Annotated in this window: 13 protein-coding genes and 1 tRNA gene; 9 read left to right on the top strand and 5 right to left on the bottom strand. The window is 60.2% G+C overall.

All coding sequences use genetic code 11. The features are described from left to right. Window positions 1–33: 33 nt before the first annotated feature. From comD to VWY75_RS04855, 3 genes are read left to right on the top strand one after another with little or no spacing between them, the layout of a single operon-like run. Window positions 34–540, top strand: coding sequence for a sulfopyruvate decarboxylase subunit alpha (gene comD / locus VWY75_RS04865; protein ID WP_416539255.1), 507 nt, complete (start codon window positions 34–36; stop codon window positions 538–540). After that, complete coding sequence (comE, locus tag VWY75_RS04860) at window positions 537–1,091, top strand: sulfopyruvate decarboxylase subunit beta (protein ID WP_416539254.1); 555 nt, start codon at window positions 537–539, stop codon at window positions 1,089–1,091. Before comD ends, comE begins: the two co-directional genes overlap by 4 nt. Beyond that, the gene (locus tag VWY75_RS04855; protein ID WP_416539253.1) at window positions 1,091–2,200 is read left to right on the top strand and encodes an alpha-hydroxy acid oxidase; all 1,110 of its coding nucleotides are present in this window, start codon (window positions 1,091–1,093) and stop codon (window positions 2,198–2,200) included. The genes comE and VWY75_RS04855 overlap by 1 nt, the downstream gene beginning before the upstream one ends. 35 nt (window positions 2,201–2,235) lie before the next feature. Here the strand turns inward: VWY75_RS04855 and VWY75_RS04850 are convergent, their stop codons facing one another. The 3 genes from VWY75_RS04850 to VWY75_RS04840 all read right to left on the bottom strand — a co-directional run bounded on the left by VWY75_RS04850 (window position 2,236) and on the right by VWY75_RS04840 (window position 5,157). Then, window positions 2,236–2,838: an acyl-homoserine-lactone synthase gene (locus VWY75_RS04850; protein WP_416541672.1), complete on the bottom strand. Its 603-nt coding sequence runs from the start codon at window positions 2,836–2,838 to the stop codon at window positions 2,236–2,238. A gap of 155 nt (window positions 2,839–2,993) precedes the next feature. After that, on the bottom strand, window positions 2,994–4,697 hold the full coding sequence (locus tag VWY75_RS04845) for an ATP-binding protein (RefSeq protein ID WP_416539251.1): 1,704 nt from the start codon (window positions 4,695–4,697) through the stop codon (window positions 2,994–2,996). 384 nt (window positions 4,698–5,081) lie between these two features. After that, a tRNA-Thr gene (locus tag VWY75_RS04840) sits at window positions 5,082–5,157 on the bottom strand. Window positions 5,158–5,279: 122 nt separating this feature from the next. Between VWY75_RS04840 and VWY75_RS04835 the strand changes: the two genes are divergently transcribed. From VWY75_RS04835 to VWY75_RS04825, 3 genes are all read left to right on the top strand, one after another. Further along, the gene (locus tag VWY75_RS04835; protein WP_416541671.1) at window positions 5,280–5,540 is read left to right on the top strand and encodes a hypothetical protein; all 261 of its coding nucleotides are present in this window, start codon (window positions 5,280–5,282) and stop codon (window positions 5,538–5,540) included. Continuing rightward, window positions 5,537–6,526, top strand: a complete 990-nt coding sequence (locus tag VWY75_RS04830) for a hypothetical protein (protein ID WP_416539249.1) — start codon at window positions 5,537–5,539, stop codon at window positions 6,524–6,526. The genes VWY75_RS04835 and VWY75_RS04830 overlap by 4 nt, the downstream gene beginning before the upstream one ends. Window positions 6,527–6,698: 172 nt before the next feature. Next, window positions 6,699–7,991 carry an O-acetylhomoserine aminocarboxypropyltransferase/cysteine synthase family protein gene (locus tag VWY75_RS04825; RefSeq protein WP_416534734.1) on the top strand — a complete coding sequence of 431 codons (1,293 nt, stop codon included), beginning with the start codon at window positions 6,699–6,701 and terminating at the stop codon, window positions 7,989–7,991. Between the two features lie 60 nt (window positions 7,992–8,051). Here the strand turns inward: VWY75_RS04825 and VWY75_RS04820 are convergent, their stop codons facing one another. Beyond that, window positions 8,052–8,768 carry an SIMPL domain-containing protein gene (locus VWY75_RS04820; RefSeq protein ID WP_340544792.1) on the bottom strand — a complete coding sequence of 239 codons (717 nt, stop codon included), beginning with the start codon at window positions 8,766–8,768 and terminating at the stop codon, window positions 8,052–8,054. A gap of 169 nt (window positions 8,769–8,937) precedes the next feature. Between VWY75_RS04820 and VWY75_RS04815 the strand changes: the two genes are divergently transcribed. Then, the gene (locus tag VWY75_RS04815; RefSeq protein ID WP_416539248.1) at window positions 8,938–11,619 is read left to right on the top strand and encodes a hypothetical protein; all 2,682 of its coding nucleotides are present in this window, start codon (window positions 8,938–8,940) and stop codon (window positions 11,617–11,619) included. Between the two features lie 111 nt (window positions 11,620–11,730). Here the strand turns inward: VWY75_RS04815 and hppD are convergent, their stop codons facing one another. Then, the gene (hppD, locus tag VWY75_RS04810; protein ID WP_416539247.1) at window positions 11,731–12,831 is read right to left on the bottom strand and encodes a 4-hydroxyphenylpyruvate dioxygenase; all 1,101 of its coding nucleotides are present in this window, start codon (window positions 12,829–12,831) and stop codon (window positions 11,731–11,733) included. Window positions 12,832–12,975: 144 nt separating this feature from the next. On the opposite strand from hppD, the gene VWY75_RS04805 reads away from it, so the two are divergent. Next, window positions 12,976–13,431, top strand: coding sequence for an Lrp/AsnC family transcriptional regulator (locus VWY75_RS04805; protein WP_416539246.1), 456 nt, complete (start codon window positions 12,976–12,978; stop codon window positions 13,429–13,431). A 62-nt stretch (window positions 13,432–13,493) separates the two neighbouring features. Next, window positions 13,494–14,714, top strand: a complete 1,221-nt coding sequence (locus VWY75_RS04800; RefSeq protein ID WP_340544787.1) for a PAS domain-containing protein — start codon at window positions 13,494–13,496, stop codon at window positions 14,712–14,714. Window positions 14,715–14,730 lie beyond the last annotated feature (16 nt).

The raw sequence follows: 14,730 nt of genomic DNA, 5'->3' as shown, positions 1-14,730 counted from the left end.
GAAACAAGACACCCGAAGCAAAGGCAACCCACCATGACCATAGACAAGAGGATCGCTGACGATCTGGCGGCCAACGGCGTCTCCTTCGTCACCACCGTGCCCTGCAAGCAGCTGGCCGGGGTGATCCAGGAGATCGACCAGCGCGACGACATCTTCCATATCCCCTCCAACAAGGAGGATGAGGGCATGGGGCTGTGCGCCGGCGCCTGGATGGGCGGCAAGCGCCCGGCCATCATCATGCAGAACACTGCCATCGGGGTCACCATCAATACGCTGGCGACGCTGATCCAGTATTACCGGATGCCGCTGCCGATGCTGATCTCCTACCGCGGCGAGCTGCGCGAGCCGGTGGCCTGCCAGGTGGAGATGGCGGTGCATACCAAGGCGCTGCTGGCCCAGCTCAACATCCCCACCTACCACTTTCACTGGCAGAAAGATGTCGAGGAGCTGGACAACATCCTGAAATACACCTTCATGTGCAACAAACCCGTTGCCATCCTGACCGACGCCAATTTCTGGGGAGGCTATGGCGACCAATGATCCGTTCCGAAATCCTGAAAGAGATCGCGCCGATCCTGCGCAACGAGCTGGTGGTCTGCAACATCGGCATTCCGTCGCAAGAGCTGCACGCCATCGACGACCAGCCCAGCAATTTCTACATGCTGGGCACCATGGGGCTGGCGTCCTCCATCGGCTTGGGGCTGGCGCTGGCGCAGCCGAAACCGGTGATCGTGATCGACGGTGACGGCTCAATCCTGACCAACCTCGGCACCTTGCCCACCATCGGCAACAACGCGCCCTCCAACTACATCCTGATGATCATCGACAACGGCTCCTATGGCTCCACCGGTGATCAGCCGACCTACACCAGCCAGCGCACCGATCTGGCCGGCATGGCCCGCGCCGCCGGCTGCGCCCGGGTGGTGGAGGTGCAGGATAAGGACACCGGCCCTGCGCTGGAGGAGGCTTTGGCCAGCGGCGAGGCGACGGTTCTGGTGGTCAAATGCGACAGCGGCAACGCCAAGATGCCGGTGATCACGATGGACCCGGTGGTGATCCGCGACCGCTTCATGAAGGCCGTGGCCGGCTGATGGGTGCAGGCGCCATCCATTCGGCCGAGGACGCCCGCCGCCTCGCCCGGCGGCGGCTGCCCTGGATGGTGTTTGACTATATCGACGGGGCCGCCGGGCAGGAGACCGGGGCGGCGCGCAACCGTGCGGCCCTGGATGCCATCACCCTGCGGCCCCGTATCCTGCGCGATGTCAGCCAGCGGTCGCTGGCGGTTCGGATTTTCGGTGCCGAGGCGGACCGGCCCTTCGGGATTGCCCCCATGGGCATGTGCAACCTCGCAGCCCCCGGCGCCGACCTGATGCTAGCCCGGCTGGCGGCGCGCTACCGGGTACCGCATGGGGTTTCCACCGTTGCCTCGACACCGCTGGAAACCATCCTGGAAGCGGCAGAAGGCTACGCCTGGTTCCAGCTCTATTTCAGCGGTGACGGCAGCGGCACCTTCAAGCTGGCGGAGCGTGCCCGCGCGGCCGGATACCAGACGCTGGTGCTGACGGTCGATGTGCCCGAGGTGGGCCGCCGCCCGCGCGAGCTGCGCCATGGCTTCAAAATGCCGTTCCGCATCGGCCCGCGGCAGTTCGTCGATTTTGCCCTGCACCCGCGCTGGTCGCTGACCACCCTGCTGAAGGGCAAGCCGGTGATGGCGAATTTTCTGATGGAAGGCTATGACTTCGACCGCACCGAAAGCCGGGCGCGCGCCACATGGGACACGCTGGCACGGCTGCGCGACCTCTGGCCCGGCAAACTGGTGATCAAGGGCGTGCTGGACGTTGAAGACGCCCGCGCGCTGGTGTCCGCGGGCGTCGATGCCATTCAAGTCTCCAGCCACGGCGCCCGGCAGCTTGAGGCAGCCCCTACCCCGATCGAGATGCTCGCGAAGATCCGAGCCGCGCTGGGGCCGGAATTCCCGGTGTTCTACGACAGCGGCCTCCGGTCGGGTGAAGACATCCTTAAAGCCTTGTCCATGGGGGCTGATTTTGTATTTCTGGGCCGCATTTTGCAGTTTGCGATTGCTGCAAAAGGAGAATCCGGGCTGACCCAGCTTTGGCAGGCAATCAGCGACGAGTTGAGTATTGCCATGGCACAGACCGGGCGCCACTCACTGGATCGCCATAACCATCAGATCTGCTAAGATAACGAAATACCCGCGCGTGCCGCCCTGCGCATTCACGCCGCATCGCTGCGCTGGCTTTTTGCAACGACGCTAAGGTGGTAGGCTTGGCAGATTTCTCCACCCGCTTCGAACCGGGGGCCTGCCGAGCTTATCGAGAGGCTGGCCCTGCGCATGAGCAGCGCCGCCGTCACCGAGGTGATACACAAGAACGTATCAATATTCCAATCCCGGGCGAAACGGGCAAACCCCTGTTCCAGCAGCCGCCGCACCCGCATTCTGTCACGGGCTCCCAGAGTGTCTTCGATAAAGAACCGGCTGACCTCCCAGATCCCCGGATCCTGTGGCGCGGCGTCATCCAGCACATTGGAGGGCAGCCCCGGCAGCAGGCCCAGCTGCGCATCCCGCAACATATAGCTGGTGTTCATACATTGCGCTGTTGTGGGGGTCAGCCTAAAGCCGCCGAGAACAGCCATCCCGTCGTGAACTGCACAGTAGATACTCTCGGGCGTGTCATATTGGTCGAACTCCAATCCACGCACATTGGGCAGATCCCAGCGCCGTAACTTGACGAAATGACGGTAGCGCGCGCGCAAAAGCTCGGTAAAGAGCGCGCCGGTCTCCCCAAAATTATCAAATGTAATATCTGTCGACTGCATCCGCGATCCGGCCAGCTGTTCCTGCCGCCCGCGGGCGTGCATTCTGCAAATTTATCGAAAATTTGACTCAACCTATCCGGCAATCGTAAATTTTGAATTAATTCCTGTGGGTTGAACTTCTTTTTACGAACGGTTCTTGTCGGTGTGAGAGCCGATCAGACCGTGCGAGTTAACGACGGCATCGCTATCTTGCGAATTTCCGACAGTAGAACCGATTTCTTGACAGGTTTGGCAAGGTAACTGGCCGCACCCAGCTGCAAAAACAGCTCCTGCTCCTCAGGGGCCGCATTCGCTGTCAACATGATCACCGGGGTGGCCCCGATCCGTCCACCACGCCGCAGCATTTCGGTCAGTGTTTCGCGACCGTCCATGACCGGCATCTTCATGTCCAACAGCACAAGATCAACCGGGTTCTGCTCAAGCCAGGCAAGCGCCTCGACGCCATTTTCGGCATCTGTGATCTGGACGTTGCTGTTTTTGAGGAAGGCGCGAACGACCATTCTATTGGAGGCGGTATCATCCACCACGAGGATCGACAGCCCCCCGAGATCGCTGATCTCGCTACCGGTTGTCGGCTGTTGAAGGGTCTCAACCTCCGCAGGGTCGAGGCTTTTTATCGGACAGAAAAAGGTAAAGCAGCTGCCCCAGTCGGGGCTGGTCCGAACGGTGATATCGCCCCCCATGATGCGTGCCAGATGGCGGGCGATCGCCAGGCCCAGACCGGTGCCCGGCACATTTGGTGCAGCCTTGTCGATGGCACGATAGAAATCCGTGAACAGCTTGGCGCTCTGCTCGGGTGTCATGCCACGTCCGGTATCAGACACCGCGACACGCAGCATCGCATGCCCCTCGAACTCTTCGATATCGGCGACGACCTCGACATGGCCAGCCTCGGTGTATTTCACGGCATTCGAAACAAGGTTTCCGATCACCTGACGCAGGCGCAGCGCATCACATTCGGCATAGTCGGGAATACCCGGCTCCAATCTGATATGAAGCCTGAGCCCCTTCTCATCCGCCCGTGCGCGATACATTTCAACGGCACTGGAGATTTCTTCGCCCGGGACCGCTGTCGCGAGGTTCAGCTCGAACTGACCGGACTCGATCTTGGCGTGATCCAATACGTCATCAAGAATGCCGGTCAGCGCCTGCGACGATTTGCGCAGAAGCTGCGTCTGCTCCCTCAGCGTTTCAGAGCCGGAGTTTTCCTCCTCGATCAGCTCGGACATGCCGCAGATCGCATTCAAAGGTGTGCGGATCTCATGGCTCATCGCTGCGAGGAAACGGCTCTTCGCGCGGCTTGCAGCTTCTGCCGCACGCAGGGCCTCTTGCAGGCGGGCGGTCAGCCGGTGCTGCACCCACATGGCATGAAGCATGTAGGCGGCCCCCAGCAGGGCGACCACGGCTGCAATGACCATCTCTCCCGCACTGGCAAACCGGGACAGCGTCGCGCTGATCATATAACCGACCGTGCAGATGATCGGCACCGCCGTGATGATACCGAAATGAAGCCAGGCTGACCGCGCAACAACACAGTGGTTGAGCGCGATGATCAGCAGCATTGCACCCATCAGTTTCGGAAAGGGTTCCGGGTGCAGAAACAACAGCAATGACAGGGAGTTAAAGACGCAGACGCCGACGAATGCGGAGCCGGCAAACAGCAGCGTGTTGCGGACCGTCACCTCAGATATCAGCCTGCGATAGACCCGCAGCCCAACAACTTCGACAAGGACATAGGCGCCATAGACCACCGCGACGGCCTGAAACGACAGGAAGTAGAGCGACAACAGCGAGACCAGGCTGATGGAGGCAAACCGCGACGGAAGATCCGAGCGCACAAGCTGGTTTTGACTGGACACGGAGTTCACGAGGTCTGGCGATAAAGAAAACAAACGCATCCTCCTTCCCGTGTTTCTTTGGCGCTGTCCCTTCGGTTACGCCCAAGCGTGAAAACAAGCCTCACCTGACTGCATCACTGCTAACCGATTCGTCCCTACCGTTAAATTGCAGTCAAATAATGACTGATGACTTAATACAGTCACGCTGGCCTCTTGACACAGTCAGGTCGATTACCCTGCGCGGTGGCGGTGGATCGGATAGGTCCTGTACCAAAAAGGCCAGCCCGCAGTGCAAGGGCCGGAAAGACCCACGTCATGACCGAAGGTCGCCTGAGGGCATCCCATCAACTGATTGCGACTGCGAAGAGCGTAAATCAATCGATCATACCAGCTATGTCAGGTAAATGGTGCCCCCACACGGACTCGAACCGCGGACCTACTGATTACAAATCAGTTGCTCTACCAGCTGAGCTATAGGGGCCTTGGGCAGCGAAATAGCGTCTCTGGATGGAGGGTGCAAGACGAAAAATTCGTCACCCACCCGAGAATTTCGCGGCGTCAATTTCGCAGCAGAGCGCGTGCCCTCTCGTAGCGATCGGCGCAATGTTCGTCGTGGTCAGACAGGAGGCCGCTGAAGCCCTGCCTTGCAGGCGCATTGACGAAATAGTAGCGCTCAGGCGAAACCTGCGCCTGCTGGTTCGACAGGCAGGCGGTCAGGCAGCAGATGCCAATCTCTCCAGAGACCTACTGGCAGCGGTGGTGGAAATATATGATCATGGCCGCAACCGCATTGCAGGGGATGTCGCATACGTGTCGAAAGTATATGAACACCGCATCGCCAGAAAACCGGACGCCACAACATGACCGATCCCCATTTCAACATCATGATCATCGGACAGGCCGGACGGTTGCAATATGAGGCGGTGCTGTTTGCCGCCTCTCTGCGACACTATGCTCCCGATTTTGCCGGGCGGCTCTATGTGGCGGTTCCGCAGCCTGGACCCAAGTGGCACAAGGACCCGAGCATCCGCAGCCAGCCGGTCTTGCAGGCGCTGGATATGCTTGGGGCGCAACTCCTGCCATTTCAGTCCGACGTCTTTGGTCAGGCCTACCCCTATGGGAACAAGATCGAGGCGCTTCTGGCGCTTCCTGAGGGGCAGCCTTTTGTCTTCTTTGACAGTGATACGCTGATCACCGGTCCAATTGATCAGGTGCCGTTTGATTTTGGTCGGCCCTCGGCATCGCTGCGGCGCGAAGGCACCTGGCCGAAGCCCACGCTCTATGGGCCCGATATGACAGGAATCTGGCGGGCGCTCTATGACCGTTTCGATCTGGATTTTGACAGCAGCCTCGATCTCAGCCAGCCTGAAAATTTCTGGCGCCGCTATCTCTACTTCAATGGCGGCTGTTTCTATGGTGCCTGTCCGCAGGTCTTTGGGCGCCGGTTTCTCGACTATGCGACATCAATCCGCGACGACCTGCCCATGGCGCTGATCGGGCAGTCACTTGACCCTTGGCTGGACCAGATCGCCCTGCCCCTTGTCATCCATAGCCTGGGCGGTGGCCGCGACACGCTGCCGGAGGGATATCTCGACGGGGTGACCAGCTGCCATTACCGCAGCTTCCCGCTGCTATATGCGCGCGAGAGCGACGCCGTTGTCGACGCGCTGGAGACCGTGGCAAGCCCGAACAAAATCAAGAAAGTTCTGAAGCAATATGAGCCGATGAAACGGATGATCTACCAGGGGCGCGGTGCCAAGCTGCGCGCGATGTTTGACCGCGACAACCTGCCTCGCAAGGAGCAGGCCCTGCGCAATCGGATCAAATCCGCAGGCTTCTGGATGCGATAACCGGCACCGCCGCTGGTAGCCCCGGATCAGGACCAAGGGCCAGGCAGCGCTGTTTCAATCGGCCCCGGCGTCACCGATCAAGAGGCGCGTCCAAATTGCGCCTTGCCTTACGCGCCGTGGCGGAGTGTTCTTACGCGCGAGACGCATTCGACCATCCAAGGGGAGCACATCCATGTCTGAAGCGCCAAGCTACGGGTTCGACACATTGCAGATTCACGCGGGCGCAAAGCCCGATCCGGCCACCGGTGCGCGGCAGACACCGATCTACCAGACCACGGCCTATGTGTTCCGCGATGCAGATCACGCCGCCGCCCTGTTCAATCTGCAGGAAGTTGGCTTTATCTATTCGCGCCTGACCAACCCCACGGTCGCTGTACTTCAGGAGCGCATTGCGACCCTGGAAGGCGGCGTCGGCGCGGTCTGCTGCTCTTCCGGCCACGCCGCACAGATCATGGCGCTGTTCCCGCTGATGGGCCCGGGCCGTAACGTCGTTGCATCGACGCGCCTTTATGGAGGCACCGTCACCCAGTTCAGCCAGACCATCAAACGCTTTGGCTGGTCAGCGAAATTTGTCGATTTTGACGACCCGGATGCGGTTGCTGCCGCAATTGATGACGATACACGGGCCGTATTTGGGGAATCGGTCGCCAACCCCGGCGGCTATGTGACCGATATCCGCTCGATTGCGGATGTTGCAGATGCGGCGGGCGTGCCGCTGATCATCGACAACACATCTGCCACGCCATACCTCTGCAATCCAATTGCCCATGGTGCGACGCTGGTGGTGCATTCCACCACGAAATACCTGACCGGCAATGGTACCGTCACCGGCGGCGTGATTGTCGATTCCGGCAAATTCGACTGGTCGGCAAATGACAAATTCCCGTCGCTGTCGCAGCCCGAACCGGCCTATCACGGGCTGAAGTTCCACGAGACCTTTGGCGGGCTGGCCTTTACCTTCCACGGGATTGCCATCGGTCTGCGTGACCTCGGCATGACGATGAACCCACAGGCCGCGCATTACACCTTGATGGGGGTCGAAACCCTTAGCCTGCGGATGGAACGCCACTGCGAGAACGCCAAAACCGTTGCGTCCTGGCTCGAACAGGATCCGCGGGTTGATTATGTGACCTATGCGGGGCTGCCCTCGTCGCCATATCACGCCCGTGCCAAGGAGCACTATCCCAAGGGCACCGGCGGGCTGTTCACCTTTGCGGTCAAGGGCGGCTATGACGCCTGTGTCAAACTGGTGAACTCTCTCGAGATTTTCAGCCATGTCGCGAACCTTGGCGATACCCGGTCGCTGATCATCCACTCGGCCTCCACCACCCACCGTCAGCTGACGCCGGAACAGCAGGAAGCCGCCGGCGCCGGGGCCAATGTCGTGCGTGTCTCGATCGGGATCGAAAATGCTGAAGACCTGATCGCCGATCTGGATCAGGCGCTGACCGCCGCCACCAGCTAGGGCAACGGCACTGCCAAAACATGAAAAAGGCCGGGGTAACCCGGCCTTTTTGCTATGTGGTTAGTCGGCGTCGGTGGATTTGATATCGTAGACAACCGACACGCTGTGACTAAAGCTCAGCTCGCCCGCCTCGATCGGCATAGGGGCGCTGCGGGCCATCTCCATCGCCATCATCGGCTGGCCACCGCCGGTCTCGCGGTCATGGATCGACCGTACCGGCCCCAGTTCGACCCCAGCGGCTTCGGCGAGCTGGGTCGCCTTGCGCAGGGCATCCTTTACCGCTGCCCCCCGGATCTGGTCCTGCACCTTGGCCGGATCGGCCACACCAAAGCTAAGCCCGCGGAAATCATTGGCGCCGACCCTCAGCACCTGATCAAGCACCTCGCCCAGACGATCCAGATCGCGGATCCTGAGGGCCAGGGTATTTGACGCCGAGAACCCGGTAATCTTGCGGCGCCCGTCGTCATAGCTGCGATCCTGCGACCAGACCGGGTTGAGCGAGATCTGCTGGGTCTGCATATCCTCAGCCGCGATGCCGGCCGCTCTCAACTCATCGACGACCTCCACCATCTTGGTCGAGACGGCCGACATGGCCAGCGCGGCCTCATCAGCTTCTTCGGTCACGCCAAGCGTGATTGTTGCCAGCGTGGGCGTGACCGCGATACGTGCGTCCCCGGTGACGGCAATCTGCCGGTCGATGCGGGTTTCATCGGCACTTGCCAGACCTGTTGCCAGCACGACGGCCAGGGCCGAGGCCAAAATATGTGTCGCTTTCATAGAACTGCTCCCTTTCTGAGGTGTTACATGGGGATGGCAATTGACCGCCTGCAAGGGGGAAATGGTGTCTTTTCCTTTCCCTTGCGCCCGCTCTGCCGTATGGTCTGCGCCAAGATCGCCTTGCCACACTGGGGTATGGGCACATTAGAGCTGAAGGCGTGTTTGCATCATGAAACCGGGGTTTGCACTCTCTCTGTCCTCCACCGGCGTTTGCCTGTTGCAGCGAGCCGCTGGTGGCTGGCGTCAGATTGGCACGGTTTCGCTGGATGTGGAGGATCTGGGTGAGGCATTGGCAGACCTGCGCCGACTGGGCGAACGGTACGCCCAGGGGCCGATCGCCTGCAAGCTCATCATCCCCAATGATCAGATCCGCTATCTGACCCTTCAGACCGGCGTCACTGACACTGCGGATCGTCGTGCCGCCGCCGAACGGGGACTGGACGGGGCGACCCCGTATCGGGTCGATGAACTAGCCTTTGACCTCAGCGAGGATGGATCGCAGACGCATGTGGCCGCAGTTGCCCGGGAGACACTGCAGGAAGCCGAAGATTTTGCTCTGATGCACGGGTTTCTGCCGGTTGGTTTCGTGGCGGTACCGGGCGATATGGATTTTCTGGGAGAGCCCTACTTTGGCGCCTCGCAGACGTTGCTGCAATCAGGGGAAGAACCGGCTGAGCCTGATGGAATTGCGGTCGTCAACATAGGCCCCGCCGCGCCGCCTGAGCCTGAGCCTGAGCCTGAGCCTGAGCCTGAGCCTGAGCCTGTGGAAAGCACGTCTGACGGCACCGAGGCCAGACCCGACGAGCAGCCAGATGCCCTGCCGACCGATGCCGCTGCTGTCGCCAAGGACGCAACGGCGAACGAAGCGGTTGTGAACACGGCTGCAACCGCGCCTGAAGCGAGCAACACTGTCGAAGCCTCTGCGGTGGAGACCGCACCGTCAGCGACAGCCGACACCCCAAGCGACCCCGCCGAACCCGCTGCCGCGACCGGGTTTTCCACGCGCAGGCGCAAGGAGGGCGCAGTCCGGAGCGAACCAACGCTGCGCGCCACGACCGCCGCTGCGGATGTGGCGTCGATCCCGGCTGGAACTTCCACGGACGCGGCGCAACCGTCAGATAAACCGTCGGGCAAGGTCGCTGCTATAACACCAGGGCTGACTGCGAATGGCAAATCCCCTGATGCTGGTCGCGTGGTCCCGCATGCGGCGTTTGGCACGATCGCCCTGGCAGATAGCCCTGTCGGGTCTGGTGGTGGTCTGGGCAAGGCCCCGGCGATAGTTACGCCGCCCGCAGCCGCCAAGGCCATCATCCCCCCGGCGCCAAAACCATCGGGTCCAGCGCCTGTCCTGCCCCGCGATGAAATGGTTGAGATTTCCCTGACGGACACCCCGAAGGATAAGAAATCCCTGCATGAAGCAGGCAAGGCTGCTCTGCTGGCGGGCGTCAGAAAGAAAAAAATCGGCGGCAAACCACGTTTCCTGGGGCTTGCTCTGGTGACGGCTCTGCTCCTATTCATGGCAATCGTGGCCGCCTGGGCCATACTTGCGGAGAAGCAGACGCGCAATGCCGTGACTGATGGCACCGCGGTCCCTCTGGACACGCCCGAGACCGCTGAGGCTGGCGACATTGCCCCACAGGTAAGCGTCATTCCCGATCAGCCGGACGATGGTTCCCTGCTGCCGCTCGACAACATCTCCGATGACGCCGCCGCCGTGCCCTCCGACCCGGCAGAGAGCGACATGGATGGGCTTTCCAGTACCGATACGGCGGTTCTGGATGCCCTGCGGCTTGAACAGGAGGGGCCCGAAGCGGCGGAGCAGACGCTGACCGAAGACCTCGATCTGGCAGAGCTGGCACCTGAGGCGGACCCAGAAATGGGCGACGCCGAACAGGATACACCGCTGACCCGCGCCGCCCAATATGCGGCCACAGGTATCTGGCAGCACGCCCCCGAAACGCCGGAGGCACCGGGGGCGGAGAACCTCGAGACGCTTTACGTGGCCTCGATTGACCCGACAGACATTTCCGAAGATGCCATCGCGCTGCCGGATCCGGATCTCTACGCGACCGACCTGCAACTTGGTTCGGTCAGCACGCCAACGGCCGCCGGTCAGCAGTTTGAACTGGATGAGCGCGGCTTGGTCAAAGCGACTCCGGAAGGCAGCTTGAACCCGGATGGGGTCATGGTGTTCCTCGGTCGCCCGGAGAAAGTCCCGCCGCCGACACCGGCCCGCCCGGACCCCGAAGTTGCAGCGGCAGCAGAGGAAGCCGCGCGACAGGCGATCCTGTCGGAACTCCGGCCGAAGCAACGCCCAAGGGATCTGGTTGAGCAGAACGAACGGGCCCAGCTCGGCGGGTTGAGCCGCGCCGAGCTGGGCGCCTTACGTCCCCGCCCGCGCCCGCCCGGACTGAAGCCCGCTGAAGAGAACAGCCTGCCTGCAACCGCACAGGCCATTGCGCGCTCCGTGGTTCCGCGCGCGCGGCCGGCCAATTTTGCCAATCTGGTCGATCGTGCCCAACGCAACCCGCAGCGTAACGCGGAGCCGAGCATTGCCGAAGCCGTTGCCAGCAGCCCGCCGCAGACCGTGACGCCCCGGATCCCGTCCAGCGCGTCCGTGGCCCGTCAGGCCACGATCGACAACGCGATCAACCTGCGGCGCGTGAACCTGATTGGCGTCTATGGCACCCCTTCAAATCGCCGGGCGCTGATCCTGATGCCCAATGGGCGGTACAAGAAGGTGAAGGTCGGAGACCGGATCGACGGTGGCCGCGTTGTCGCTATCGGCGACAGCCAGCTGCAATACCAGAAAGGCAATCGAAATCTGACGCTGAAAATTCCGAGTGGCTAATTCCGAGTGGCTATGGGCTGCATCTTAACTGAAGACGCTCATTCGAAGCTGACTTGTCAAAGCCGGACCTGCATAGGCCCGGCTTCTTTGGTTCAGTGGGGTAAGGGACAGTTATTCTACCCCTGTAAGCTCTCCATTGGCGATCTGCTCGCGCTCGATCGATTCAAACAGAGCCTTGAAGTTCCCCTCGCCAAAACCATCGTCGCCTTTGCGCTGAATGAACTCAAAGAAGATCGGCCCGATCACGGTCTTGGAGAAGATCTGTAGCAGGATCTTGGTTTCGCCCCCGTCAACGACCCCTTCGCCGTCGATCAGGATGCCGTGTTTCTGCATCCGGTCCAGAGGCTCGTCATGACCGACGACACGATCATGGCTCATCTTGTAATAGCTCGCGGGCGGCGCCGGCATGAAGGTGATCCCGCGCTCGGAGATTTCGTCGGTCGCCCCATAGATGTCCTCGGTCCCGACAGCAATGTGCTGGATACCTTCACCGTTGTATTTCTTCAGATAGGACACGATCTGCCCGGTTTCGCCACGATCTTCGTTGATCGGAATGCGGATCCGGCCACAGGGGGAGGTCAGCGCGCGGCTCAACAGGCCGGTGAACTTGCCCTCGATATCAAAGAAGCGGATTTCCTTGAAGTTGAACAGTTCACCGTAGAACTTGAACCACTTGTCCATATTGCCCTTGTAGACATTGTGGGTCAGGTGATCGAGGTAGTAGAAGCCGACGCCGCGTGGTTTGGACTGCTTCAGCCACTCGAACTCTTCGTTATAGGGCGAGGTGTCATAGTACTGGTCGATGAAGTAGATCAGAGAGCCGCCGATCCCCTTGATCGCGGGCACATCCATGGTCTTGTCGTCGCCCTCATAGGCTTCGGCGCCTTTGGACAGGGCATGTTCGAACGCTTTTTGCGCGTCAACCACCCGCCAGCCCATCGAAGGTGCGCAGGGACCATGCTCGGCCACGAATTTCTCGGCAAAACTACCGGCCTCGGCATTCAGGATATAGGTGATATCGCCCTGCTGCCACAGCTCCACGCCGGGCTTTGCCTTATGATGACCAACCAGCTCATAGCCCATGCGCGTAAACAGATCGCGCAGCTCCTGAGGCTCGGGGTGAGCGAATTCGACAAATTCAAAACCATCGGTGCCGGCCGGGTTTTCGGCGCTGATGACGGACTTCGGGGCATTATGCGGGAATGGACCCATGCGGCTTCCTCCAGATCGGGAATGGTGTAGCTGCATCCAGAATACCGCAATTCCGATGCTTGTTTTGCGCATAGTTTAGGTTACACCTAGGACCAGATGCGCAGAACGCGCATTCATCGAGTGATTTACGTGAAAGTTCCGCACATGTTGGACGCAACCGATCAGAAACTGCTGGCAGCCTTGCAGAAGGATGCCCATCTTACCGCGCAGCAGCTGGGTGAATTGCTGAATCTCTCTGCCAGTCAGGCGGGGCGACGCAGGCAGCGACTGGAGGTCGATGGCTATATCCGCAGCTACGAGGCGCGGCTTGATCCTGACAAGTTGGGGTTGAGCGTACAGGGGTTTGTTCAGGTTCACCTGGAGAGCCACGGACCCGAACAATCTGAGCGATTTTCCCGGTTGGTCAGATCGCGCCCGGAAATCACCTCCGCCTGGACGATGACGGGCGAAGCGGACTATTTACTTAGGGTATTTTGCACTGATTTGGCCGCCCTGAATCGACTTTTGCATGAAATTTTACTGCCACATCCCACTGTTGCGCGGGTCCAAAGTCAGATCGTCATGGCACAATTAAAAAGCGATAGCCCCCTGCCAACTTAAGGTTCCGTGAACACTCGTGCGATATACAAACACGGTACAGACTCAGAGATTGGATAGAGACCGTGTCCTTTGTAGATCGTCGCATTGAAAGCCGCCCCTCCCGCGGAGAAGCCCCATTTGGGCTGAACGAAGTATTTTTCTCGCGCACTGACAGCCGCGGGGTCATTCTTGCCGGTAACTATGTATTTCAAAGGGTGTCCAATTACGACTGGGAAGAGCTGCTGGGCGCGCCGCATCGCACCATTCGCCACCCGGACATGCCCAAGGGCGTGTTTCAACTGTTCTGGGACACGATCAAAAGCGGCCAGACCATGGGCGCCTACGTCAAAAACAAATCGAAGGATGGCCTGTATTACTGGGTCTATGCGGTTGTCGTGCCCTGCGGCGATGGTTACCTGTCGGCCCGCCTCAAACCCAGCAGCAAGATCTTTGACAACGTGCGCGCCCTATATACCAAGCTGTTGGCTGCTGAAAAAGACGAAGGTCTGTCGCCAGAGGAAAGCGCCGAACGGCTGAAGAGCTGGATCGTCGAACACGGTTACGAAAACTACCGCCAATTCGCCACAAAAGCGATGAGCGAAGAACTGATCGCACGAGACATCGGGCTGGAGAACGAGCCGGATCAGATGATCGTCGATCTGTGCAAGATGCTGGCCAACGCCAAGACGCTTGTTGCGGAAACCGAAGGTCTGATCAAAGATTTCGACGCCATGCACACGATCCCGCATAACCTGCGGGTCATCGCGTCGCGCATTGAGCCGTCAGGCGGTCCGGTCACCGTGCTCTCGCAGAACTACGGTGCTATGTCGCGCGAGATGTCGGATTGGTTCGCGGCCCATGTAATGGGGAAAGACAGCAATTTTGCGGTGATTGAAACCGCCGTCGATGATTCACTGTTTGTCGAATGTATGGTTCGCGTTCTGAAGGAATGCGACATCCAGCTTCAGAAAGAGCGGCGCAGCCTTGGCGATGTCGACATGCAGGGCGAGCGTGAGGTACTGGCCGAACTGGTGGCTGCGCAGCTTGAGCGCGCGGGCAAAGGACTGGATCAGGTGGACCGCGAGGCGTCGCGCATCATGCATGCCTGTCAGGTCATGCACCGACATTTTCTTGGCCTCAGCTCAACCCGTGTCCTGTGTAAGATTGAAAGCGCCCGCCTGCCGGAATCGGGCGAGACACTTGCCGATATCATCGACCAGCTCGGCGTGTTTCAGGAACGTATTTCCCATCGCCTGGAACGTATCGCCAAATTGAGCAATGAAATCCGCTCGCTGGAACGCTGACACTAACCAAGCTGTT

The sequence above is a fragment of the Phaeobacter sp. JH20_08 genome (genome assembly GCF_048056635.1).
GTDB classification, from domain to species: domain Bacteria; phylum Pseudomonadota; class Alphaproteobacteria; order Rhodobacterales; family Rhodobacteraceae; genus Phaeobacter; species Phaeobacter bryozoorum.
The sequence above is the reverse complement of the archived record's forward strand: the minus strand, read 5'-3'. Positions and strand labels throughout refer to the sequence as shown.